This is a genomic window from Bradyrhizobium sp. 87 (assembly GCF_023073015.1).
Taxonomy (GTDB): Bacteria; Pseudomonadota; Alphaproteobacteria; order Rhizobiales; family Xanthobacteraceae; genus Bradyrhizobium; species Bradyrhizobium canariense_D.
In genome coordinates this window covers 48,060-71,510 of the sequence record NZ_JADPIQ010000083.1, presented here as the reverse complement: position 1 = coordinate 71,510, position 23,451 = coordinate 48,060, and the positions used below count along the sequence as shown (strand labels likewise).

The following is a 23,451-nucleotide window of genomic DNA, read 5'->3' as shown; positions in this document are numbered from 1 at the left end:
CTCATCTCATATCGTGTTGCAGCATCTGCGAGCGCTTGCCGTGGAAATAGGCGCGCACCCAGGGATGCTCGGATTGCAGCAGCTCGCGCATCGGACCGATCGCCACGATCTTGCCGTCAGCGAGAGCGGCGACGCGGTCGCAGACCGTGGTCAGGCTCGCCAGATCATGGGTGACCATGAACACGGTGAGGCCGAGGGTCTTTTGCAGCGTCCCGATCAGCGCATCGAAATCGCCCGCCGCGATCGGATCGAGGCCTGAGGTCGGCTCGTCCAGGAACAGGATCGGCGGATCGAGCGCGAGCGCGCGCGCCAGCGCCACGCGCTTGGTCATGCCGCCGGATAGCTCCGCCGGATATTTATCGGCATCCTGGGGCCGCAGCCCGACCATTTCGAGCTTGGCGATCGCGATCTCGTCCATCAGCTCCTGCGACAGGACGAGATTTTCACGGAGCGGAAACTGGATGTTCTGCCGGACCGTCAGCGAGGAGAACAGCGCGCCCTGCTGGAACAGGATGCCCCAGGTCGTGGCCGCGCCTTCGGTGCCGCCGCCGATTGGCCGTCCCGTAACCTCGATGGTCCCGCCTTGGCGCGGGATGAGGCCGATGATGGTTCGCATCAGCACCGACTTGCCGCCACCCGACGCCCCCACGAGCCCGAGGATCTCACCCCGGCGTACGTCGAGCGTCAGACGATCGAGCACGGTCTGCCGGCCGAAGCCGACCACGAGGTCACGGACGCGGATCGCGAACTGCTCTTGCGATTCGCCCATGATCACATTCCGATCGAGGCGAAGAAGATCGCGAACAGGCCGTCGAGCACGATCACCAGGAAGATCGACTTGACCACCGACGTCGTGGTCTGTCGTCCCAGCGACTCGGCGCTGCCCTTCACGCGCAAGCCCTCGCTGCAGGCGACTACCCCGATCACCAGCGCCATGAACGGCGCCTTCAGGATGCCCACCTCGAAATGGGTGACCGAGATCGCCTCGTGCAGCCGCGCGATGTAGATCGCCGGCGCCATACCGCCGTAGAACTGCGCGACCAGGCCGCCACCATAGAGTGCGGCAATCGATCCGATGAAAGCAAGGATTGGCAGCGCAATCACCAGGGCCGCAACCCGCGGCAGAATCAGGACGTGGACGGGATCGAGGCCCATGGTCGAGAGCGCATCGATCTCCTCGCGCATCTTCATCGAGCCGAGCTCGGCAGTGTAGGCGCTTCCCGAACGGCCGGCGACCATGATGGCGACGATCAACACGCCAAGCTCGCGCAGCACCAGGATGCCGACCATGTCGACGGTGTAGGACTCCGCGCCGAACCTGCGGAAATGGAAGAATCCCTGCTGGGCGATGATAGCGCCGATCAGGAAGGTGATCAGCACGACGATGGGGATGGCCTGCCAGCCGATGCGGTAGAGCTGATAGATCAGCGATGTCAGCCGCAGCGAGCGCGGCCGGCGCAGCACGCCGATCACGGCGATGAACAACGCGCCCAGCATTTGGAGAAAGATCGTGATGTCTTCGCGCGCGCCGACCGTGGACTTGCCGAGATCGTTCAGCCTGAGCACAATCGGGTTGGGTGCGGGCGCCGGCAGCGGCGTGTGGCGGTTGACCTGGCGCACCTCGTCCATCAGGCCGCTGAAATGGTCGGCGACACCGATAAACTCGGCCGCTTGACCGGATGATGAAGCCCTGCGCGAAAGCTTTTCCAGGACCCAGGCGCCGAGCGTGTCGAGCGCGCTGACGCCTGACATGTCCAGCGTCAGGGCTCTGGATTGATCGACATCCGCCCCGACCGACCGGGACAATGTCTCCAGCAGCGACACGTTCGCGGCAATCCACGGCCCTTCCGGGCACAATTTCAGCTCTTCGCCGGAGGGCCTCGCCAGCAACAGCGGTTCGGAGTTCACGCTTCCACCTCATCGGGACAACCAGTCCCCATTCAGCCGGCAGTTCTAGGCCAGCATGGGGCGGCCGGCTTGACCTGTCTCAAGGCCAGCTGTAGCGGCGCGCTCAGAGCTTCAGCCTGACATCGCAGATATCCGGCTCGGTCGGATCCGGCTTCACATCGAAGCCGAGCTGGCGACACATCTCCAGCATGGTGGTGTTCTCCCTGAGAACATCACCCGAGATCGCTTTGAGGCCCTCCGATCTCGCGTAGTCGATGATCAGCTGCATCAGGGCCCATCCCAGACCCTTGCCCTTGAGGTCGGACCGCAGCAGGATCGCATATTCACCGCTCTCGTAGATCGAGTCCGAATGGAGTCGGACCACGCCGACCATCTCACCGGTCGCCTCGTCGAATGCGATAAAGGCCATCGCCCGCGCGTAGTCGAGCTGGGTCAGGCGCGCGATGAACTCGTGGGTGAACTCCTTCATCGGCGCGAAGAAACGCAGACGAAGGTCGTGCGCCGTGACATGACGCAGGAATGCGTGGATGGTCGGCTCGTCCTCCGGACGCAGGGGCCGCGCGAAGATCCGCCAGCCCTCCTTGAGCTTGAGGCGGCGCTCCCATTGCGACGGATAGGCCCGAACGGCGAAGTTGGCGGCGCCGGAGCCGGCAAACTTCCGTTGCGGCGGCCCGACCGCGACGCGAGCGTCGACCGCGGTCACGCCGGTTTCATCCGCCAGCAGCGGATTGATGTCGAATTCGCGGATCTCGGGAATGTCGGCGGCCATCTGCGCCAGCTTGACTAGGACCATGGCGACGGCGTCGGGCTTCACCGCCGGCACGTCCCGGTAAGCGCGAAGCAGCCGGGACACGCGCGTGCGGTCGATCAGGTCGCGGGCCAGTTGCAGATCGAGCGGCGGCAGCGCAAGCGCCTTGTCGTTGATGATCTCGACCGCGGTCCCGCCGCGGCCGAACACCACGACGGTCCCGAAGGTCGGATCGTCGGCGAGGCCCAGAATCAACTCGCGCGCCTTCGCCTTCACGACCATCGCCTGCACGATGACCCCCTCGATGCGGGCTTGCGGGCGCAGCTTGCGCGCCCGGGCGAGAATATCGGTAGCGGCGGCGCGCACCGCCTCGACCGTCGTCAGATTGAGCACGACGCCGCCGACATCGGATTTGTGAACGATGTCGCGCGACATGATTTTCAGCACGACGGTGGCGCCTTGCGCGAAGATATCTTTCGCGTAGGCCACCGCCTGCTCGACATCGGCCGCGGCGTATGTGGGCACCATCGCGATATCGTACGCTTCGAGCAGGTGCTTGATCTCGACGGGTTCGAGCCATTGGCGGCCGTCCGCGATGGCAGCAGCTACGATCTGCATCGCAGCACGTGCGTCCGGCACGAACGTGTCGGGCATTGCGGGTGGAACCTGGCTCAGTTCCTCCACGACTTCGCGGTGCCTCACGAGGTACATGAAGCCGCGCACGGCATCATCCTCGGTCGGATAGTTCGGGATGCCGGCGCCGGACAGTGTTTCGATGATGTTCTGGTCTGCTCCGATCCACGAGGCGAGCACGGGCTTGGCCCAACTGCGGTGCTTCTCGCGATATGCCTTGACGCGTTCGGTCACCATCGTTGCGATATCGGCAGCCGAGGCGATCGCGGTCTGCACGTTGAGGACGAGGACCGCATCGTTGTCGGGATCGGCAAGCAACACGTCGAGCGCCGCCGCATAGCGCGACGCATCGGCGTCGCCCACGATGTCGACGGGATTTGCGCCGGACCAGGTCGGCGGCAGCGCGTCATCGAGTTTCTTGCGGGCGTCCGACGAGATGGTCGCCGGAATGCCGCCGAGCTCGACCAATCGATCGATGGCGAGGACACCGATGCCGCCGCCATTGGTCAGGATGGCGAGGCGCTTTCCCGCCGGCGACTCGACGCGGCCGAGCGTCTCGGCGCAATCGAACAGCTCGCGCAGATCAGAGACCCGCAGGACGCCCGCGCGGCGGAACGCCGCGTCGTAGACGGCGTCGGCGCCCGCAAGCGCACCGGTATGCGTGGCAGCCGCCCTCGCGCCCTGCGCCATTCGCCCGGACTTCACCACGACAACGGGCTTCACGCGCGCCGCGGCGCGCGCGGCCGACATGAACTTGCGCGCGTCCTTGATGGCTTCGATGTAGAGCAGAATCGCGCGGGTCTTGTGATCCATCGCGAAATAGTCGAGCAGATCGGCAAGATCGACGTCGATCTGATCGCCGATCGAGACGATGCCGGAGAAGCCGACGCCGCGCTGCGCGGCCCAATCGACCATGCCGGCCGCGATCGCGCCTGATTGCGAGATCAGCGCGAGATTCCCCGGCCCCGGCATGTGCGCGGCAAAACTGGCATTGAGGCTCACGCCGGGCATCATGATGCCCAGGCAGTTCGGCCCGATCAGCCGCATGCCGTATTTGCGGGCCGCAGTGATGGCGGCCTCCTGCAGGGATCCCGGTCCGTGGCCGAGCCCAGCCGAGACAATCAGGGCACCCGCCGAGCCGCGCCGCCCGGCTTGATCGACAATGCCGGGAACCGCGCGCGCCGGCGCGGTGATGACCACAAGCTCGGGCACGAACGGCAATTGATCGAGGCTGCCTACGGCCGCGACGCCGCCGATCTCGGCATGGCGCGGATTGACGAGGCCGAACTGTCCCGTGAATCCAGCCTTACGGATGTTCTCCAGAATGGCGCGTCCAACGGAGACCGGGCGGGCGCTCGCACCGACGAGCGCGACCGAACGCGGCGACAGCAGGTTCTTCAGACGATAGATTGACATGAAAGCAAATGCGCCCGGTCGGTGGCGGTTCCGATGGTTGACGATCAAGCCCGATAACTGGCGATCCGCCTAGTACGAGAGCATAACCCAGCACGGTGGTTCGCCAATGACGGTCTTTGTCACACCGCCCCAAACGATCTCGTTCAGGCGCGAATGATGGTAGGCGCCCATCACGATCGCATCGATGGCATGGGAATTCGCCCAGCTTCCGAGCACCTTGCCAATCGAGCTGCCGTTGCCCTTCGCGGTTTCGAACGAGGCGTAGACCCCGTGTTCCCTCAAATGATCGACCAGAGCCGTGCCGGATTGCACGATCGCGTCGGACTTGTCGTCCGCCACGGTCACCACGCGGACCAGGGCTGCTGCCTGAAGGATAGGCAGCGCGTCGCCGACCGCACGCGCCGCACGCGCCGAGTGATCCCAGGCGATCATGACGTTCTCGAATTCCGGGCGCAGCTCGTCCACATGCTGCTCCGGGCAGAGCAGCACTGGCCGCCCGGATTCGAACAGGAGCGTCTCGATGATGTGCTCGGTTCGGCTGTCGTGTGGCGTCACGGGGAGCAGCGTGAGATCGCTGAAGCGCCCGTGTTCGGCCAGGACTGACGCGATCTGGTCTGCCGGCACCTTGGCCGACCGGCTTTGAGCGCGAATGCCGGTGCGGGAGGTTGCACGGGTGAACGCATCCAGGAGGTGCTGACTGTCGCCCGCGCCAACCGACCCGTTTGCCTCGGCCGCATCGGAATTATCGGGGAGCATCACCTTCGGCCGCACGAAGACATCCTCCTCGAGTGCAAGCGCGGTGATCCTGGCGCCGAGGTCGGCGGCAACGGCCACGCATGTCTCGATCGCAGCAAGGGCCGGGCCGCGTGGCTGGCCGACGAGCGGCAGAAAGACGTCCTTGATGGGCATCGGGATTCTCCTCAGGCGCCAGAATAGGCTGGCCTTGGTCGGGACGCTTGATCCTCGTCAAGCCCGGGAACTTCGACCGGCCGGAAGGAGACAGGCGTTGACCGAAGTCAAGGACTGGCCGCGATCTGCTTCTATGGATTACCCTGATCGCGGGGCGCGCCGCCTTCCGACGCATCTGGACGTACCAGCTGGAATGACAGACGATTCTGCGACCCAGGACCGGATCTTTGCGGCGCTCACCAATTCCGTGGGTCATCCGAACGTGAGGCGGATCGATACGCACGCAGCTTCGGTCTTTCTTGAAGGCAGACGCGCTCTGAAGATCAAGCGCGCCGTGCAGTTTCCATTCCTCGATTACTCCACGCTCGAGAAGCGCAAGGCGGCGTGTGAGGAGGAGATCAGGATCAACCGGCCGCTGGCGCCGCAGATCTATCACCGCGTCGTGGCGATCACGGAAGAGCCCGATGGATCGGTGAAGGTGGACGGAAGCGGCCGGCCGATCGAGTATGCGGTCGACATGTTGCGCTTCGACGAAAGCCGGACGCTGGATCATCTGGCCAAGGCCGGAGCGCTGGATGACACTTTTGCCTCGGCTGTCGCCGACGCGATCGCGGCTTCGCATGCGCAGGCTGTTCGCGCCGACGGCTACGCATGGGTTTCCTCCATCCCCGGCCTGATCGATGGCAACAGCAATGGCCTGCGGACCGGCAATGATTTCGAAGCCGAAGAGATCGCAGAACTCGGCAGAGACTCGCAAGCAATGTTCCTCCGCCTCCGGCCTTTGCTCGAAGAGCGCGGCCGAAAAGACTTCGTGCGCCGGTGCCATGGCGACCTGCATCTTGCGAACATCGTGTCGATCGACGAGCAGCCGGTGCTGTTCGACGCCATCGAGTTCGACGCCGAGATGGCAACCACCGACGTGGTCTACGATCTCGCATTCGGATTGATGGATCTGTTGCACCACGATCAGGCACGCGCGGCCAACATCGTGCTGAACCGCTATCTCGCCGCGACTTCGGTCGAAAATCTCGACGCGCTCTCCGCACTGCCTCTGTTCATGTCCATCCGGGCGGCGATCCGCGCCCAGGTCGCGCTGGCACGGCTGAAGCCGCCGCATTCCGATGATCCCAGTATTCTCGACGGGGCACGGCGCTATTTTGGCCTCGCCCGCACGCTGATCCAACCGCCCGCTCCCCGGCTGATTGCAGTCGGCGGATTGTCAGGCACCGGAAAGACGATTTTGGCGCGCGCGCTCGCGCCGGACGTTACGCCGCAGCCGGGGGCCGTCGTGCTGCGCAGCGACCTCGTCCGCAAGCAGATGTTAGGGGTCGAGGAAACGGACCGGCTGTCGGCATCCGCATACACACCCGAGGTCACGGCCCGCGTTTACGACACGTTGGCTCAGCACGCCGGGCGGGTGCTGGCGCAAGGCCATTCAGCGATCATCGACGGCGTGTTCGCCCGTGAGGACGAACGAGACGCGGTTGCCGCACTGGCGCGCGAGCGCAACGTGCCGCTGAGCGGCCTATTTCTGATTGCAGACCTCGCGACCCGGCAGGCGCGGATCGGGGGCCGCCGGGGCGACGCATCCGACGCCACGCAAGAGGTTGCCGCGTTGCAAGAGCACTATAATATCGGCCATGTCGGTTGGGCGACCATCGATGCATCCGGGACGCAAGACCAGACGCTCCAGAACTGCCGGGACGCGATCGCCGAGAGCAAGTAAGGCAATCTGCAAATGGCGCGACCCAGCACGAGTTCGACGGCCGCGCGCGTCAAGCCTGCGGCGAGGCGCAATGCCCTGCCCGGCCGCCTCAGCCCCGGCATGGTCTGCGACACGGCGTTCCGGATCATCGCCCGCCGTCACCTCGCCGCCGTTCGCGCCCAGCATGACGGCACCTGCCGTGGCGATCCCGAGGCACTGCACCAGATCCGGATTGCACTGACGCATCTGCGCACCGCCATCCGCTTCTTCTCGCCGATGGTCGATGACGCCCTTCGGCCGGAGGTCTGGACCGAACTGAAATGGCTGAACAGCCAGCTCGGCATGGTGCGGGACCTCGACGTGGCGATCGAGCGGGTCATCGCCGAAAGTAGCGGCGAGTTGACCGTGATTGCCGAGCTCCAGCACTGGGACGAGAAGCGCGCCGAGAGCCATCGCCAGTTGGCGCGCGCGCTGCAATCCGCGCGGTATCGCCATCTCGTCGCGCAGACGTCAGCCTGGATCGAGAGCGGCCCCTGGTCGACCCGGCGCAGCAAGGAAGCTATCAGGCTACGCCGCTGCACGCTCGCCGGCCACGCAACAGCGAAACTCACGGAATGGGAAAAGACGCTGCTGAAGAAAGCACGCAAGCTCCGCAAGCTCGATGTCGAGAAACGGCACAAGCTGCGGCTTCTCAACAAACGGCTGACCTATTCGATCGAGTCGCTCGAGGACCTGTTCGCAGACGAGTCGCTGACAAAGCAGCAGTCGATCCTCAAGCAATTGCGCAAGGCGCAAAAGTCCCTCGGGCGATTGAATGACGATGCGCGAGGGCAAACCTTGGCGGCGTCATTGAACGAGGCCGTTCCCGAGGCGGGCATTCGCTTCCTCAACCGCAAGCGCGAAAAGAAACTGTTGCGGACCGCCTCGCGCGCCTACCGGAAACTCGACAAGGCCAAGCCGTTCCGGTCCGCCGATCTTGCGCCGGATGCGGAGCCTGAGGACTAGGTGATCTCGCCAAGGCGAGCCTAAAAAAGACGAGCTGGGCCAGCCGTCGGTTCAGCGCGGAATGACGGCGGTGGCTTCGATTTCGACGCGCGCCGCCTTCTCGACGAGTCGGACGACCTGAACCAGCGCCATCGCCGGATAGTGCGCGCCGAAGATGGTGCGGTAGGCCTTGCCGAGCTCTTTCAGGTTCGCCAGGTACTCCTCCATGTCGACGACGTACCAGGTCAGGCGCACCAGATGCTCGGGCTGCGCGCCGGCCTCCGCGAGGATCGCGGCGATGTTGCCTAGGGTTTGGCGCACCTGCGCGACAAAACCCTCCGCGAGACGCTCCTCGTCATCCCAGCCGATGACGCCGCCGGTGACGACGATGCGTCCCTCGGCGGCCATGCCGTTGGCATAGCCTTTCGGTACCGGCCAACCGGACGGCTGGAGCACCTGCGCCCTGGAGCGGGTTTCATCCTCGGCTGTTGTCGGCAGCACCGCGAGGTGCGGGCCTTTCGGCGTGGTCACTGACAATTTTCTATCCTTCTATTCCGCCGCGACGCCGGAGGACGGCACCGCGGTCTGCGCCAGTTGCCGCAGGGCAAAGCGCTTTAGTTTGCCAGTCTCGGTCTTCGGTAGCTGCGTCACGAACTCGATCGCGCGCGGATATTTGTATGGCGCGATCTCGCGTTTGACATGCTCCTGCAACGCAGCCACGAGCTCGGCATCCGGCGTTACGCCAGGCGCGGCAACGACATAGGCCTTCACGATCATGCCGCGCGCCTCGTCTGGCGCGCCGACGACCCCGCATTCGACGACCGAGGGATGCGTGAGCAGCGCCGCCTCGACGTCCGTGCCTGCGATGTTGTAGCCGGCCGACACGATCATGTCGTCCGAGCGCGACTGATACCAGAAATAGCCGTCGCTATCCATCAGATAGGTGTCGCCCGTGATGTTCCAGCCGTTCTGGACGTATTTGCGTTGCCGCTCGTCGGCGAGATAGCGGCATCCGGTCGGCCCGCGGACCGCGAGCCGTCCCATCGTGCCCGGCGGCAAATCATTGCCGGAATCGTCGACGATCTTCGCTTCATACCCCGGCACCGGCTTGCCCGTCGCACCGGGGCGGATCTCGTCCTCGGTCGCGCTGATGAAGATGTGCAGCAGCTCGGTCGAGCCGATGCCGTCCATCAGCTTGATGCCGGTCGCCTTTAGCCAGGCATCGAATGTCGGCTTGGGCAGCGTCTCGCCGGCGGACACGCATTTGCGAAGTGAGGAAATATCGCGGCCCGGAAGCTTGCCAATCATCGCCCGGTACGCGGTCGGCGCGGTGAAACAGACCGTGGTCTTGTACTGCTCGATCGCATTCAGAATGTCGTCGGGCGCCGTCTTCTCCAGAACGACAAAGGAGGCGCCGATGTGCATCGGAAACAGCACGCCGCCGAAGCCGAACGTGAAGGCGAGCGGTGCAGAGCCGACGAAGCGATCCTTCTGCTCCGCCCGCAGGATGTTGCGCGCATAACCATCGCAGACCGCCAGCATGTCACGGTGGAAATGCATGGTGCCCTTGGGATCGCCGGTCGTGCCCGACGTGAACGCGATCAGGCAGACGTCGTCGGATGCAGTATCGACAGCTCTGAACTCCGGACTTGCATCCCCCATCAGCGTCTCGAGCGAGTCGCCGCTGCCGTTGCCCCAATAGACCACGCGCTTGAGGCCGGGGGCTGCGGCTTTCGCCTTCTCCATTTCCTCGGCGAGCTTGCCATCGCAGAGGGCGAGTGTGATCTCCGCCTTCTGGATCGGATAGGACAGCTCCTTGGCGCGCAAGAGCGGCATCGTCGCCACGACAATGCCTCCGGCCTTGATCACCGCCAGATAGGTCGCGACCATCATCGGATTGTTGGCCGAGCGAAGCAGCACGCGCCCGCCGGTGACGAGACCAAGCTTGCCGACCAGCACATTGGCGATGCGGTTCACGAGCGTTTGCAGCTCACGATAGGTGTAGCTGACGGCGGGGCTGATCACGCAGGCAGCGTCGCCATGTCCCTGCTCGACCCAGCGGTCTAGAAAATAGCTGACGCAGTTCAGGCGGGGCGGATATTGCAGTTCCGGTCGTGTGAAGATGAATTCCGGCCAGAGCTCGCGTGGCGGAAGATGCTGCCGCGCGAACGCATCGACATGGGCTGTCGCAGCATTGTCGTCATGCGAGCCCGAGATTTGAACCTTGGCGGCGTTGGCCATCGCACGCTCCTTTCAGCATGGAAAGCACCCGGCAGCACTCACTCGGAAACATTTTAGGCTTAAAGCAATTTCGCGCAATAGCGGATTTTGGGCATCCCGTGCTTTTCCGGCGGCAAACGGGATTGGTGGGTGCCTCAGCCGCGGACCTACGCCCGGCGGCGAGCGGCCGATTTCTGCGCCGATGCCTTGGTCTTGGCGAGCAGCCGCATCAATTCGCGCACATCCTTCGGCGTCAGATCGGCGAAGAGATCGGCGATCCAAGTTTCGTGTTCCGCGGCCATTCTGCGAAACTCGGCGCGACCGAGTTTAGTCAGCCGGATGACCTGGACGCGGCGGTCCGTCTCCGACGTGCGGCGGTCGAGATGACCGGATTCCACGAGGCGCTCGACCAGACCGGTGACGTTGCCGTTCGAGACCATCATGCGCTTGGAGACGTCGGACAGCGTCATGCCGTCGGGTGCCTTGTCGAGCTGCGCCATCAGGTCGAAACGGGGCAATGTGACGTCGAAGCGCTGCCGCAACCGGCCACGAACCTCGCCCTCGATCAGGGTCGTGCAGGTCAAGAGGCGCAGCCACAGCCGAAGCTCTTCGGCGTGATCCTCCGGAGTTTCGACGGCCTTGGTCTCGGAATCGAGCATGTTGATGCAGTCACTCACGGCCGGCATTGGCGCCCGGCACGGATCCCCCACGTTTTGAGCTTCAAATAAATCGACGCCGGCTGCAAGCGTAAAGCCGCAACAATCAACCGCATGCCGATTTCTTTAGGCTTCAAATAATTGGCGCGCCACTTGCATGCGCCGCTGCCCGCCGGATGACGACTCTTTGAGCTCGCTTGCCGCGGCAGCAATCATCGGCATAAACTTGGATTGAAGTAGCGGCTTGCAGCGCAAGTCCTGTTATCACGGGGGACAGATCATGAAGACGCAAATGACGTTGGCCGCAGCCGCCTTGCTGCTTGGCACCGCGGTGAGTCCTTCCCTCGCTCAGGAGAAAATCAAGCTGGGGGTGATCGTGACCCTGTCGGGACCCGCCGCTGCACTCGGCCAACAGGTTCGCGACGGCTTTGCGCTCGGGGTCAAGGATCTCGGCGGCAAGATGGGCGGCCGCGAAGTCGAGGTCGTCGTGGTCGACGACGAATTGAAGCCGGACGCAGCGGTCACCAAGGTCAAGGGGCTTCTGGAGCGCGACAAGGTCGACTTCGTGGTCGGCCCGATCTTCTCCAACATCCTTCAGGCGATCCACCGGCCGGTGACGGAATCGAAAACCTTCCTGATCAGCCCCAATGCCGGCCCATCCACTTTTGCCGGCAAGGATTGCAACCCGTTCTTCTACGTGACCTCGTACCAGAACGATCAGGTGCACGAAATTCTCGGCAAGGTCGCGCAGGATCGCGGCTACAAGCGCATGTATCTGATGGTGCCGAATTATCAGGCCGGCAAGGACTCGGTCGCCGGCTTCAAGCTCGACTACAAGGGTGAGATCGTCGAGGAATCCTACATGCCGCTCAACACGCTGGACTTCCAGCCGGAGCTTTCCAAGATTTCATCGCAGAAACCGGATGCGCTCTTCACGTTCATGCCCGGCGGCCTCGGGGTCAATCTCGTCAAGCAATACAAGCAGGCCGGCCTCGCCGACAGCATTCCGGTGCTCTCCGCTTTCACCGTGGATGAATCGACCTTGCCGGCGCAACAGGACGCGGCGGTCGGCATGTTCGGCGGCGCGAACTGGGCGCCCAATCTCGACAATCCCCAGAACAAGAAGTTCGTCGCCGCCTACGAGACCGCCTTTAACGGCGTGCCCGGCACCTACGCCTTCCAGGCCTATGATGCCGCGATGCTGATCGACAGCGCCGTCAAAGCCGTGAAGGGCGATCTCTCCAACAAGGATGCGGTCGCGGCCGCTCTGAAAAAGGCCGACTTCACCTCGCTGCGCGGCGCCTTCAAGTTCAACACCAATGGTTATCCGATCCAGGATTTCTATCTGACCAAGGTCGCCAAGCGCGCGGACGGCAAGTTCCAGACCGAGATCGTTCAGAAAGTCTTTGAGAATTACGGCGACCGCTACGCCAAGGACTGCAAGGCGGCGAACTAAGCCGCACGTCGCGTTGAGGGAGGATCACAATGAAGAGCGAAATCACCGGCATTACACGGGCCAATGAGGGTATCCAGGGCATCTCCTGGAACATTCTTGGCCAGACCTATGTGCCGAAGAGCAACACGGAGCACAGCTTCTCCTGGCATGCGACGCTGCCACCGGGCACGTTCGTGCCGCCGCACATCCATCCCGACCAGGATGAATATCTCTACATGCTGGAGGGCAAGCTCGATTTCATGCTCGGCAATTCCGAGTCGCAGGCAACCGCGGGCGACCTGATCCGGCTCGGCATGGGTGTGCCGCACGGCATCTTCAACAAATCGGAGCAGACCGCGAAGGTGCTGTTCTGGGTGTCACCGACCCGCAAGCTGTTCGACCTGTTCTGGGGCCTCCACAACATGAAGGAACAGAAGCCCGAGGACGTGGTGGCGATGGCCGCCGAGTTCAACATCCACTTCCTGCCGCCACCTCCCGGCGGCTAGCAGGGCATCTTAAGCCCGCACCGCCGCAAGTCCCGGCACTGCGGCGAAGCCAGCCTTGGTGGCATAGCCGCGCACGATCGCCTCGCGCTGGGAATAGCTCAGCACGTTGTCGACGTTGTCGAAACCATCAGGCGCGAGCTGCTCGACGGCGTCGATGACGCCCTCGGGACCGCCACGCCTGTTGGAGCGGACGATATCCGCGGTCATCGGCAGGCGCTTCTTCTCGTATTCAAGCAATGCCTGGCGCGGATGCTCGGCGCGCACCAGTGCGTCGGCGAGGCAGCGCGCATCGAGGATCGCCTGCGAGGCGCCATTTGAGCCGACCGGATACATCGGATGCGCGGCATCGCCGAGCAGCGTGACTCTGCCCGACGACCAATAGGGCAACGGATCGCGGTCGCAGGTCGGATATTCGTAGAACTCGGGCGTGGCCGAGATCAGGCTCTTCACGTCGACGTAGGGCACCGAGAAGCGCGCCACATGCGGCATCAGCTCCTCGCGCCGGCCCGGCCGCGACCAGTCTTCCTTCCGCGGCGGCGGGGCATTGCCCTCGCCGACCTTCACCAGCACCGCCCAGTTGGTGAGACGGCTCGCCGGGCTCGATCCCTCCGCAATTGGATAGATCACCACCTTGGCGTTGAGGCCACCGGCCACGATCATCGATTTGCCGGTGAGGAACAGTGGCCAATCCCGCGCACCGCGCCACAGCATCAGGCCGTTCCAGCATGGCGGCCCCTCGCTCGGGAAGAGCGTGTCACGGACCCGCGAATGGATGCCGTCGGCACCAATTAGAATGTCGCCGCGCGCGGTATGGATGTGCGCGCCTGAGCGGTCGAAGAAGTAAGCGGTGACGCCGCTCTCGTCCCGCGTGAAGGCACCGAGGCGGCAGCCAGTGTGGATGGCCTCCGGCCCGAGCCGCTCCTCGACAGCCCGATGGATGACGCCCTGAAGTCGACCGCGGTGGATCGAGAATTGCGGCACGTCATGGCCGGCATCGATGCCGCGAGCCTCGCGCCAGACTTCCTGGCCGTGACGGTTGAGGTAATAGAGCTGGTCGGTGCGGATCGCGACATCGTCAAGCTGCTGGAGCAAACCGAGGCTTGCCAGCTCGCGCATGGCATGCGGCAGCGTGTTGATGCCGACGCCAAGCTCGCGGATGGTGTCGGACTGCTCGAAGATCTCGCAAGCGAGGCCCCGCGAGCGCAGCATCAATGCGGTGGTGAGACCACCGATACCGCCACCGACGATAATCGCCTTCATCGCCCTCACTCCACTCGGTACACACCAGGCAACGCGGCCAAATTCGCACGGGCGGTCACTCCGCCGCAAGCGGCTTCGTCGCCTCCGCCTTGAGCTCGGCCCGGGTCTTGGGCTTAGCCTTAATTCTCAGCTCCTCGAGATCCTGCCGGTCGCGCACGCTGTTGCGGAAAATCTGATCTTTTCCGGGAAGATATTGCGGCGGGCAGAACGCGTCGTCCGCCCCGTACCAGGCCGCCGCCCGCATGGTGAAGAAGGGATCGACCAGATGCGGCCGCCCGAGCGCGACCAGGTCCGCCCGGCCGGCAGCCAGGATGGTGTTGGCCTGGTCCGCCGTCGTGATGTTGCCGACGCACATCGTGGCCACGCGCGCCTCATTGCGGACCTGGTCGGAAAACGGGGTCTGGAACATGCGCCCATAGATCGGCTGCGCATCGCGCACGGTCTGCCCGGTCGAGACGTCGACGAGATCGACGCCGGCTTCGGCAAAAGCCCGCGCGATCGCCACCGCGTCGTCGCCGCCGATGCCACCCTCGGCCCAATCGGTCGCGGAAATGCGCACCGACATCGGCTTGTGCGACGGCCATACGGCCCGCAGCGCCTCGAAGATCTCGAGCGGGAAGCGCAGGCGGTTTTCGAGCGAGCCGCCATACTCATCCGTGCGGGTGTTCGTCAGCGGCGAGATGAAGCTCGCAAGCAGATAGCCGTGGGCGCAGTGCAATTCGAGCATGTCGAAGCCGCAGCGTTCGCCGCGCTCGGCCGCCGCGACGAAAGCATCTCTCACTACGTTCATGCCGGCCCGATCGAGCTCACGCGGAATCTGACTGTCGGGGAAATAGGGCAGCGGCGATGCCGAATACACCTCCCAGCCGCCCTCCTCGAGCGGACGGTCCATGCCGTCCCACATCAGCTTGGTCGCACCCTTACGCCCGGCGTGCCCCAATTGCAGGCAGATTTTTGCGGCTGAATTCGCATGGACGAAATCAACAATGCGCCGCCAGAGTGCCTCCTGCTCGTCATTCCACAGTCCTGTGCAGCCGGGCGTGATGCGGGCGTCGCGGGCAACGCAGGTCATCTCCGTGAAGATCAGACCGGCGCCACCGATCGCACGCGATCCGTAATGCACCAGGTGGAAATCGGTCGGCACGCCCTCTTTCGCCGAATACATGCACATCGGCGACACCACGGCGCGATTGGCTATCTCCATCTCGCGCAGCCGGAATGGCTGGAACAGCGGCACCATCGGCTTCTCGGTGTCGACGTCGAAACCGCTGTCACGAACACGCTTGGCAAACGATCTTTCGACCTCCGCCACGAAGTCGGGAGCGCGGAGTTTCAGATTGTCATAGGTGATCGCCTTCGAGCGCGTCATCACGCCGAAGGCGAACTGCACCGGATCGAAATCCCAGAAGCGGTTGACATGCTCAAACCAGACCAGCGAGACGTCGGCGGCGTGCTGCGTCTTCTCGACCTCCTCGCGCCGGCCGTGCTCATAGACGTCCAGCGCGGCCTTGATGCTGGGCGCCTTGTCCATCGCCTCGGCCAGCGCGATCGCGTCTTCCATTGCGAGCTTGGTGCCTGAGCCAATCGAGAAATGCGCGCTCGCCTTGGCGTCGCCGAGCAGAACCATGTTGTCCTTGACCCAGCGCTTGCTGCGGATCATCGGAAAGTTGCGCCACGTCGAGCGGTTGGTGAGCAGTTGGTGACCGTCGAGGAACCAGCCGAAGATCTCCGCCATTCGCGTAGCCGACTGGGTCTCGTTCAGCCCTGTCAGCCCGGCGCGTTCGAACGTCTCCGGATCGGTCTCGAAAATCCAGGTCGAGTGCCCGGCTTCATATTGATAGGCATGGGCGATGAACGGCCCCCACTCCGTCTCCTGGAAGATAAACGTGAAGGCATCCAGCGGCCTGGTCGAGCCCATCCAGGCGAATTTGTTGGCGCGCAGATCGACCTCCGGCGCGAAATGATCGACGTATTTGTCGCGAAAGCGGCTGTTGATGCCGTCCGCGACCAGGATCAGATCGGCGTCGGCGAAGCGGGATTCGTCCTCGACGTCCGCTTCGAAATTCAGGACGACCCCCAGTTCGCGCGCGCGCGCCTGGAGGATCAGGAGCAGCTTCTGCCGCGAGCAGCCACAAAAGCCGTTGCCACCGACCCGATGGACCGTTCCGCGGAAGTGCACGGCGATGTCATCCCAGTAGGCGAATTCCTGGGTGATGCGGCGATAGCTGGGAAGATCGTGCTTCTCGAAATTATCAAGCGTGGCGTCCGAGAACACCACGCCGAAGCCGAAGGTGTCGTCGGCGCGGTTGCGCTCGTACACCGCGATCTCGGCGCTCGGCCGCTGCTTCTTCAGGAGGATTGCAGCGTAGAGACCCGCAGGTCCGCCACCGATGATCGCGACTTTCATGGGAGCCTCGCCAATTCAACCCGGCGAAACTATTTTAAGCCTAAAATAATCTCGCGCAAGTCCCCATTGCAGCAGGCTGCCGGCAAAGCCCGGCTTAGTCGCCCCTGAAGACCGGCTTGACCTTGTTGGCGAAAGCCTCGAAGGCCCGTTTGAAATCGGCCGTCGTCATGCACAGCGCCTGAGCAACGGCTTCCGCCTCGATTGCCTCCTCCACCGACATCGCCCATTCCATGGCCAGCATCCGCTTGGTCATGGTGTTGGCGAAGGTCGGTCCTTCCGCGATTTGCTTGGCCAGCACTTGTGCCTGGGGCAGCACCTGCTCCGGCGTGACGAGGCGGCTGAAGAAGCCCCAGCGCTCGCCCTCCTCCGCGGTCATGAACCGGCCGGTGTAGAGCAACTCGGAAGCGCGGGACTGTCCGATAATCCGCGGCAGGATCGCGCAGGCCCCCATGTCACAACCGGCAAGGCCGACCTTGTTGAAGAGGAATGCGACCTTGGCCCCGCTCGCCGCAAGCCGCATGTCCGACGCCATGGCGATGATCGCGCCCGCGCCGGCACAGATGCCTTCAACCGCGGCAACGATCGGCTGCGGGCAGGCCCGCATCGCCTTGACGAGGTCGCCGGTCATCCGCGTAAACGCCGTCAGCCCCTTGGTGTCCATCTTCACGAGCGGACCGATGATCTCGAACACATCGCCGCCGGACGAGAAATTGGCGCCAGCGCCGGTCATGACGATGGACTTGACCGCATCGTCGAACGCGCAGGCGCGAAAGAAATCGGTCAGTTCGCGATAGCTCTCGAAGGTCAACGGATTCTTTCGTTCCGGACGATTGAGCGTCACGGTTGCAACACCATCGACGACGGCCAGCAGGAAGTGCTGCGGCGAATAGTCCGCAATCGGTAAGGTCACGGGATTGGCTGGTCTGCTCATACGATCTCCTTGGCTTCCTTGCTCCGCACCTTTGCCATGCGCGCTAAATCTCACCACCGGCAACAGCGATTGCCTGCCCGGTGATTGCACCGGCGCCCTCGCCACACAGCCAGAGCACGGCATCCGCGACCTGCTGTGGAGAGATCAATCTCCCTTGCGGATTATGCTTCGCGAGTTCGGCAATGGCCTGCTCGCGGCTGCGCCCCGTCTTTTTCATGATGTTCTCGATGCTGCCGGCGACCAGATCGGTGTCGGTGAAACCGGGACACACCGCGTTGACGGTCACGTTGCTGCCGGCCATCTCGAGAGCGAGAGACCGCACGAGACCGACCACAGCATGCTTGGCCGCGGTGTAGGCACTGACATAGGCGTAGCCCTTGAGCCCCGCCGTGGACGCGATCGCAACGATACGACCATAGGGACGATCCTTCATCCCGGGCAGCACAGCGCTGACAGCATGGACCACGCCCATGAAATTGACGTCCATCGTGCGCGCGAACAGCGCGCTGTCGGATTTGGAGAACGGCGCGGACTCGGCGCTTCCCGCGTTGGCGATCAGGATATCGATCGGCTTCCGCGCGCTCGCTTGAGCGATGGCGGTTTTCACTGAGGTTTCGTCCGAGACGTCGGCGACGGCCGCAAAATGCGCTGCCCCTGCGCTGACAGCCTCTTCAAGCGTCGCAGCGTTCCGCCCAAGGACGGTCACCGTGGCACCGGCCTCGACGAGCGCTGCTGCGATGGCGCGACCAATGCCGCGACCGCCACCGGTCACCAGCGCGTGCGGCGAATGCGGTAATCCGGACATGCGCTGGCTTCCTTGCATTCTGCTGATCGCTCTCTTGATATATTTTAACCTTCAAACTTTTGCAAACGAAGCGCGACGCGACCCCGCGGACAGCCGCACGCCGAACACCGGCCCGAAAATTGCTTTAAGTATAAAATTATCTCTTCCCATCCCTCACAGGCCTGTTAGCATCGAAGGGCCGAGCAAAAGGATGTCGCGTGTCGCAGCCTGCGCCAATGATAACAAAGGACGGCCGCTTCGCCTATGAAGCAGCGGGCCATCCGGGCGCGACACCTCTGATTTTCCTGCATGGCATCGGCGGTGCGGCACGGGCCTGGCGGCGGCAGCTTGCCACATTCGGCGACCGCTTCCACGCGATTGCATGGGACATGCCGGGCTACGGCGGATCGGCGCCGCTCGCCAGCGTCAGCATCGCTGCCCTGGCGGATGCGCTTCAGCGATTCATCGAGCAGCTTGGTGCGAGCAGGCCGATTCTGGTCGGGCATTCCATCGGCGGCATGATCGTTCAGCAATGGCTGGTGCAATCCCCAAAACCGGCGCGCGCGGTCGTGCTGGCGCAGACCAGCCCCGCCTTCGGCAAGGCCGACGGCGGTTGGCAGACATCGTTTATCGCCGCACGGCTGGGGCCGCTCGATCGCGGCGAAACGATGAAGTCGCTGGCGCCCTCTTTGGTGAAGGAACTCGTGGGCGACGATCCCGATCCCAGGGGAATGGAGCTTGCACGCGAGTGCATGGCAAGCGTGCCCGAGGCGAGCTATCGCGCCATGATGCTGGCCTTGATCGGCTTCGACCAGCGCAGCACCCTCAAGGATATTTCGATCCCGACGCTGCTGCTGTCCGGCTCCAAGGACAACAACGCGCCAGCCCCGATGATGGCGAAGACCGCGACCTACATTCCCTCGGCTGAATATGTTGAGTTGCCCGGTGTCGGCCATCTTGCGAACCTCGAACGCCCCAACGCCTTTGACGAGGCCCTCGGCCGGTTCCTGAATTCCGTCGCGACCAAAACGTAGGATGACTGCGCAATGACCATGCAAGTCAGCAAGACCATCGGCGCGACTGACAAGGTCGCGCTGGACGCGCCGATCTTCGATCCCGTCGCATTCCGACTGAGCGACGAGCAGGCCGGCATCATCGCGCGCGCGCGCGAGATCGGCCAGAGCGTGTTCGCCGACCGCGCCGCGACTTACGATCGCGAGGCGATTTTCCCGTCCGAGAATTATCGCGACCTGCATCGCGTCGGCCTGCTAGGTATTGCCGTGCCCAAGAAGCATGGCGGGCTCGGAGCGAATTATCAAACCTACGCCCTCGCGGCAGCCGAAATCGGCCGCTATTGCGGCGCGACTGCGCTCACCTGGAACATGCATGTCTGCTCGACGCTGTGGTCGGGCCCGCTCGCCGACGATCTCGACATGGATGCAGAGACTCGCGCCGAGCACGAGCAGCGGCGCGCAGTCCACTACAAGCGCATCGTCGAGGATGGCGCGATCTATTCGCAGCCCTTCTCGGAGGGCGGTGCGGCAGCGGCAGGCGGGGTCGCTTTCGGCACGGAAGCACGGCCGGTCGAGGGCGGCTGGATCGTCAACGGCAAGAAGATCTTTGCATCACTCTCCGGCCATGCGGACTATTACGGCGTTCTCTGCACCGAGATCGAGGAAGGCGAGAAGGCTTCCCGCCGCAATACGCTTTACCTCGCCATCCCTGCAAAATCGGAAGGCGTTTCGGTCGTCGGCGACTGGGATCCGCTCGGCATGCGCGGAACAGTCTCGCGCACGCTGCTGTTCAAGGACGTGTTCGTGCCGGCAGATTCGGCGCTGATGCCGCGGGGCGTCTATTTCCAGGCCGCGATGCGCTGGCCGCACATGTTCCTGACGTTGTCGCCGACCTATATGGGCCTTGCGCAAGCCGCCTATGACTTCACCGTGCGATATTTGCGCGGCGAAGTACCGGGCATGCCGCCGGTCAAGCGCAGGATGTATCCGACCAAGCAGATTGCGGTCGCGCAGATGCAGATCAAGCTCGAGCAGATCAAGGCGATCTGGTTCCAGGCGGTCACCGAGGCGCGCGCCAATCCGAGCAAGGAGCAGGTGCTTCGCGCCTATGCCGCGCAATATTCGGTGATGGAGGGTGCCAATGAGCTCGCTGCGCTCGCGATCCGCACCTGCGGCGGTCAGGCCATGCTGCGCTCGCTGCCGCTCGAGCGGATCTATCGCGACAGCCGCTGCGGCTCGCTGATGCTGCCCTGGACAGCCGAGCTCTGCCTCGACCGGATCGGGCGCGAGGCACTGTACGAGGCCGGCGAAACGGACGACTGACGGTGGACCTCTGTAGTCTGATCGATCGCAACGCGGCGTTCGCGCCAGACAAGACAGCCATTGCCTTCGAAGGCGAACGGTTGAGCTATGCAGCGTTCGCTGCGCGCATCGAACGGACCGCCGCGACATTGAAGCAGGAGCTTGGCGTCGGCCGCGGCGACCGCGTTGCCATCCTCAGCCTGAACCGGCCGGACTATCTGGTTCTGCTCTATGCCTGCGCGCGGCTCGGCGCGATGCTGGTGCCCCTGAACTGGCGTCTGGCGATCGCCGAGCAGCTTTTCATCCTCAATGATGCCGGCGCCAAGGTCCTGGTGCTCGAGCAGGCATTTGAGGGAATTCTTGCCGAGCTCGAGGGCACTGCAATTGTCGGGCTCGATTTCGAGCCGCCTCACGGCACGACGTTCGAAAACCTGTTGGCTCGAAGCCGGGGCACCGGCCGCAACCCGCACACCGATCTCTCCTGCCCGCTCCTCATTGTCTACACATCGGGAACGACCGGACGACCGAAAGGCGCGGTGCTGCGCCAGGAGGCGTTGTTGTGGAACGGCGTCATGAGCCAACACATGCACAACATGACGTCTGACGACCATGTGCTGACTCTGCTGCCATTCTTCCACGTCGGTGGCCTCAACATCCAGACCACGGCGGCGCTCCAGCTAGGCGCGATGGTCACGGTTCACGCACGCTTCACGCCGGACACCGCGCTTGCAGCCATCGAACGGGAGCGGCCGACCTTGACCGTGATGGTGCCGGCGATCATCCAGGCCGTAAGCGAGCATCCCGCCTGGACCACGACCGACCTTTCATCACTCAAAGCCGTCGCGACCGGCTCGACCATCGTGCCGCCGTATCTGATCGACCGTTTCGTCGCGCGTGGCGTCCCGGTGCTCCAGGTCTACGGCTCGACGGAAACATGCCCCATTGCAGTCTACACCCGGCTTGGTGGCGATCTCTCGCGCGCGGGATCGACCGGGCTTGCCGGCCTGTGCTGCGAAGCAAAAGTGATTGATCAGGCCGGCAACGAGGTGCCGGCGGGCGCACCGGGCGAGATCGCGGTGCGCGGCCCGAACGTGTTCTTCGAATATTGGAGCAATGCGGACGCCACGCGCGATGCGCTGCACGACGGCTGGTATCGTACCGGCGATATCGGCCTGTGCGACGCGGACGGCTATTTCTGGGTGCGCGACCGCAAGAAGAACATGATCATTTCCGGCGGCGAGAACATCTATCCGGCGGAGGTCGAACGCGTCCTGCTCGAACATCCCGATGTCAGCGAATGCGCCGTGATCGGCCGGCCCGATCCACGCTGGGACGAGGTCCCTATCGCCTACGTGATCCCGCGATCCGGCCGTCGACCGGAAGCCGACGCGTTGAAAGCGCATCTTCAGACACAACTCGCCCGCTACAAGGTTCCGCGCGACATCATTTTCGTCACGGACCTGCCGCGCACCGCGTTGGGCAAGGTCCAGCATTTCCTGCTGAAGCAGCTTGATGCGCAATCGCGCACGCAAGGAGAAGCATCTTGAAGATTGCGGTTCTGGGGGGAGGAAACGGCTCTTTCGCAGCCGCAGGCGATTTTGCGCTGTCGGGACATGAGGTCCGGCTCTGGCGCCGCGACGCGGATCAGGTCGCAGCCCATCGCGCCGCCGGCTCGCGCATCCTGGTGAAGGATCATAACGGCCGTCACGACGTCAAGCTCGCGCTGGTCACGGCCGACATTGCCGAAGCCGTCAACGGCGCAGAGCTGATCCTGTGCCCTGCCCCCGCCTTCGCGCAGACTGATATCGCGCGCCTGCTTGCTCCCCATCTGCGGGATGGACAGGTTGTGTTTTTGCCGCCGGCCACGTTCGGCTCGATGATCTTCGCCCAGGCTGCGCGGGATGCGGGCAACCACGCCAAGGCGTGCTTTGCCGAGACCGGAACCTTGCCCTGGCTGACCCGCAAGCACGGGCCGTTCGAGGTCGCGATCACCATCCGCGCCAAGCGACTGCCGGTCGGCGTTTTCCCGCTCGATCAGGCGCCGCGTGCACTTGAGGTGATTGGACAGGCTTTCCCCGGTGCAATCGAGCCGTGTGGCGATGCTCTCTCCGGTGCGCTGATGAATGCAGGCCCGATTATCCATCCGCCGCTGATCGTGATGAATGCAGGCCCGATCGAGCACTTCGAAAAGTGGGACATCCATAAGGAAGGAACGCAAGCCGCGATTCGCCGGGTCACCGACGCGCTCGACGGCGAACGGATTGCCGTGCGTGAGGCGCTCGGATATGGCGCACCGCATTTTCCGCTCGCCCATCATTATGCCAAGGAAGGCGAGATCTGGATGTACGGCCGCGGCTCGCATGACCGGCTGACCGATTCCGGCGACTGGCGCGAGCGGATCGTGCTGACCGAGCACCGCTATATGAGAGAAGATTTGCGGCTTGGGCTATCGCTGCTGGTCTCCGTCGCCGGCTTGGCGCGCGTGGCTACGCCGCTGGCCAAGGCATTCCTGGCCATTGGCGGTGCAGTTTGCGGTGAGGATTTCGCGCAAGGCGGCCGGAGCCTCGAGACGCTGGGACTCGGCAATCTCGATAAAACCGCATTGCAAACGCTTCTTCGCAAGGGATTTTAAGC

General features: G+C 63.8%; 19 protein-coding genes. 8 read left to right on the top strand and 11 right to left on the bottom strand.

The window, feature by feature from the left end:
* Nucleotide 1: 1 nt before the first annotated feature.
* The 4 genes from IVB50_RS19525 to IVB50_RS19510 form a co-directional block, all read right to left on the bottom strand.
* Complete coding sequence (locus IVB50_RS19525) at nt 2–769, bottom strand: ATP-binding cassette domain-containing protein (RefSeq protein WP_247297013.1); 768 nt, start codon at nt 767–769, stop codon at nt 2–4.
* Nucleotides 770–771: 2 nt separating this feature from the next.
* Entirely contained in the window at nt 772–1,908 is a 1,137-nt protein-coding gene (locus tag IVB50_RS19520) for an ABC transporter permease (protein ID WP_247297012.1), read from the bottom strand.
* A gap of 103 nt (nt 1,909–2,011) precedes the next feature.
* Nucleotides 2,012–4,705 (bottom strand): bifunctional acetate--CoA ligase family protein/GNAT family N-acetyltransferase, encoded by a 2,694-nt coding sequence (locus IVB50_RS19515; protein ID WP_247297011.1) that lies wholly within the window; start codon nt 4,703–4,705, stop codon nt 2,012–2,014.
* Nucleotides 4,706–4,774: 69 nt separating this feature from the next.
* Nucleotides 4,775–5,614, bottom strand: coding sequence for a universal stress protein (locus IVB50_RS19510; protein WP_247297010.1), 840 nt, complete (start codon nt 5,612–5,614; stop codon nt 4,775–4,777).
* Nucleotides 5,615–5,807: 193 nt separating this feature from the next.
* On the opposite strand from IVB50_RS19510, the gene IVB50_RS19505 reads away from it, so the two are divergent.
* Nucleotides 5,808–7,340, top strand: a complete 1,533-nt coding sequence (locus tag IVB50_RS19505) for a bifunctional aminoglycoside phosphotransferase/ATP-binding protein (protein WP_247297009.1) — start codon at nt 5,808–5,810, stop codon at nt 7,338–7,340.
* A 12-nt stretch (nt 7,341–7,352) separates the two neighbouring features.
* Nucleotides 7,353–8,324, top strand: a complete 972-nt coding sequence (locus IVB50_RS19500; protein ID WP_247297008.1) for a CHAD domain-containing protein — start codon at nt 7,353–7,355, stop codon at nt 8,322–8,324.
* Between the two features lie 51 nt (nt 8,325–8,375).
* Here IVB50_RS19500 and IVB50_RS19495 read toward each other — a convergent pair whose 3' ends face one another.
* The 3 genes from IVB50_RS19495 to IVB50_RS19485 form a co-directional block, all read right to left on the bottom strand.
* Complete coding sequence (locus tag IVB50_RS19495; RefSeq protein WP_198957626.1) at nt 8,376–8,840, bottom strand: RidA family protein; 465 nt, start codon at nt 8,838–8,840, stop codon at nt 8,376–8,378.
* A 12-nt stretch (nt 8,841–8,852) separates the two neighbouring features.
* Complete coding sequence (locus IVB50_RS19490) at nt 8,853–10,544, bottom strand: benzoate-CoA ligase family protein (protein WP_247297007.1); 1,692 nt, start codon at nt 10,542–10,544, stop codon at nt 8,853–8,855.
* A 146-nt stretch (nt 10,545–10,690) separates the two neighbouring features.
* Nucleotides 10,691–11,209 (bottom strand): MarR family transcriptional regulator, encoded by a 519-nt coding sequence (locus IVB50_RS19485; protein ID WP_204511875.1) that lies wholly within the window; start codon nt 11,207–11,209, stop codon nt 10,691–10,693.
* Between the two features lie 250 nt (nt 11,210–11,459).
* Here IVB50_RS19485 and IVB50_RS19480 point away from each other — a divergent pair, with 250 nt between their 5' ends.
* Together IVB50_RS19480 and IVB50_RS19475 are read left to right on the top strand one after the other, a co-directional pair.
* Nucleotides 11,460–12,635, top strand: coding sequence for an ABC transporter substrate-binding protein (locus IVB50_RS19480; RefSeq protein WP_247297006.1), 1,176 nt, complete (start codon nt 11,460–11,462; stop codon nt 12,633–12,635).
* Between the two features lie 29 nt (nt 12,636–12,664).
* On the top strand, nt 12,665–13,120 hold the full coding sequence (locus IVB50_RS19475; protein ID WP_007601580.1) for a cupin domain-containing protein: 456 nt from the start codon (nt 12,665–12,667) through the stop codon (nt 13,118–13,120).
* Between the two features lie 9 nt (nt 13,121–13,129).
* Here IVB50_RS19475 and IVB50_RS19470 read toward each other — a convergent pair whose 3' ends face one another.
* From IVB50_RS19470 to IVB50_RS19455, 4 genes are all read right to left on the bottom strand, one after another.
* Nucleotides 13,130–14,380: a flavin-dependent oxidoreductase gene (locus tag IVB50_RS19470; protein WP_247297004.1), complete on the bottom strand. Its 1,251-nt coding sequence runs from the start codon at nt 14,378–14,380 to the stop codon at nt 13,130–13,132.
* A gap of 55 nt (nt 14,381–14,435) precedes the next feature.
* The gene (locus IVB50_RS19465) at nt 14,436–16,787 is read right to left on the bottom strand and encodes a bifunctional salicylyl-CoA 5-hydroxylase/oxidoreductase (RefSeq protein ID WP_247297003.1); all 2,352 of its coding nucleotides are present in this window, start codon (nt 16,785–16,787) and stop codon (nt 14,436–14,438) included.
* A 94-nt stretch (nt 16,788–16,881) separates the two neighbouring features.
* On the bottom strand, nt 16,882–17,718 hold the full coding sequence (locus IVB50_RS19460) for an enoyl-CoA hydratase family protein (protein WP_247297002.1): 837 nt from the start codon (nt 17,716–17,718) through the stop codon (nt 16,882–16,884).
* A 43-nt stretch (nt 17,719–17,761) separates the two neighbouring features.
* Nucleotides 17,762–18,523: an SDR family oxidoreductase gene (locus IVB50_RS19455; RefSeq protein WP_247297001.1), complete on the bottom strand. Its 762-nt coding sequence runs from the start codon at nt 18,521–18,523 to the stop codon at nt 17,762–17,764.
* A 197-nt stretch (nt 18,524–18,720) separates the two neighbouring features.
* Between IVB50_RS19455 and IVB50_RS19450 the strand changes: the two genes are divergently transcribed.
* The 4 genes from IVB50_RS19450 to IVB50_RS19435 are packed head-to-tail and all read left to right on the top strand — an operon-like array spanning nt 18,721 to nt 23,449.
* Entirely contained in the window at nt 18,721–19,536 is an 816-nt protein-coding gene (locus IVB50_RS19450) for an alpha/beta hydrolase (RefSeq protein WP_247297000.1), read from the top strand.
* 12 nt (nt 19,537–19,548) lie between these two features.
* Entirely contained in the window at nt 19,549–20,838 is a 1,290-nt protein-coding gene (locus IVB50_RS19445) for an acyl-CoA dehydrogenase family protein (RefSeq protein WP_247296999.1), read from the top strand.
* 2 nt (nt 20,839–20,840) lie between these two features.
* A complete protein-coding gene (locus IVB50_RS19440; RefSeq protein WP_247296998.1) occupies nt 20,841–22,364 on the top strand; it encodes a long-chain fatty acid--CoA ligase in 1,524 nt (507 codons plus the stop codon).
* Nucleotides 22,361–23,449: an NAD/NADP-dependent octopine/nopaline dehydrogenase family protein gene (locus IVB50_RS19435; RefSeq protein ID WP_247296997.1), complete on the top strand. Its 1,089-nt coding sequence runs from the start codon at nt 22,361–22,363 to the stop codon at nt 23,447–23,449. The genes IVB50_RS19440 and IVB50_RS19435 overlap by 4 nt, the downstream gene beginning before the upstream one ends.
* Nucleotides 23,450–23,451 lie beyond the last annotated feature (2 nt).

What these genes read in the sequence shown, in the direction of transcription:
- IVB50_RS19465 (WP_247297003.1), bottom strand. Translation starts at nt 16,787, where the DNA reads ATGAAAGTCGCGATCATCGGTGGCGGACCTGCGGGTCTCTACGCTGCA.
- IVB50_RS19490 (WP_247297007.1), bottom strand. Translation starts at nt 10,544, where the DNA reads ATGGCCAACGCCGCCAAGGTTCAAATCTCGGGCTCGCATGACGACAAT.
- IVB50_RS19460 (WP_247297002.1), bottom strand. Translation starts at nt 17,718, where the DNA reads ATGAGCAGACCAGCCAATCCCGTGACCTTACCGATTGCGGACTATTCG.
- IVB50_RS19505 (WP_247297009.1), top strand. Translation starts at nt 5,808, where the DNA reads ATGACAGACGATTCTGCGACCCAGGACCGGATCTTTGCGGCGCTCACC.
- IVB50_RS19455 (WP_247297001.1), bottom strand. Translation starts at nt 18,523, where the DNA reads ATGTCCGGATTACCGCATTCGCCGCACGCGCTGGTGACCGGTGGCGGT.
- IVB50_RS19445 (WP_247296999.1), top strand. Translation starts at nt 19,549, where the DNA reads ATGACCATGCAAGTCAGCAAGACCATCGGCGCGACTGACAAGGTCGCG.
- IVB50_RS19500 (WP_247297008.1), top strand. Translation starts at nt 7,353, where the DNA reads ATGGCGCGACCCAGCACGAGTTCGACGGCCGCGCGCGTCAAGCCTGCG.
- IVB50_RS19475 (WP_007601580.1), top strand. Translation starts at nt 12,665, where the DNA reads ATGAAGAGCGAAATCACCGGCATTACACGGGCCAATGAGGGTATCCAG.
- IVB50_RS19510 (WP_247297010.1), bottom strand. Translation starts at nt 5,614, where the DNA reads ATGCCCATCAAGGACGTCTTTCTGCCGCTCGTCGGCCAGCCACGCGGC.
- IVB50_RS19485 (WP_204511875.1), bottom strand. Translation starts at nt 11,209, where the DNA reads ATGCCGGCCGTGAGTGACTGCATCAACATGCTCGATTCCGAGACCAAG.
- IVB50_RS19525 (WP_247297013.1), bottom strand. Translation starts at nt 769, where the DNA reads ATGGGCGAATCGCAAGAGCAGTTCGCGATCCGCGTCCGTGACCTCGTG.
- IVB50_RS19480 (WP_247297006.1), top strand. Translation starts at nt 11,460, where the DNA reads ATGAAGACGCAAATGACGTTGGCCGCAGCCGCCTTGCTGCTTGGCACC.
- IVB50_RS19515 (WP_247297011.1), bottom strand. Translation starts at nt 4,705, where the DNA reads ATGTCAATCTATCGTCTGAAGAACCTGCTGTCGCCGCGTTCGGTCGCG.
- IVB50_RS19470 (WP_247297004.1), bottom strand. Translation starts at nt 14,380, where the DNA reads ATGAAGGCGATTATCGTCGGTGGCGGTATCGGTGGTCTCACCACCGCA.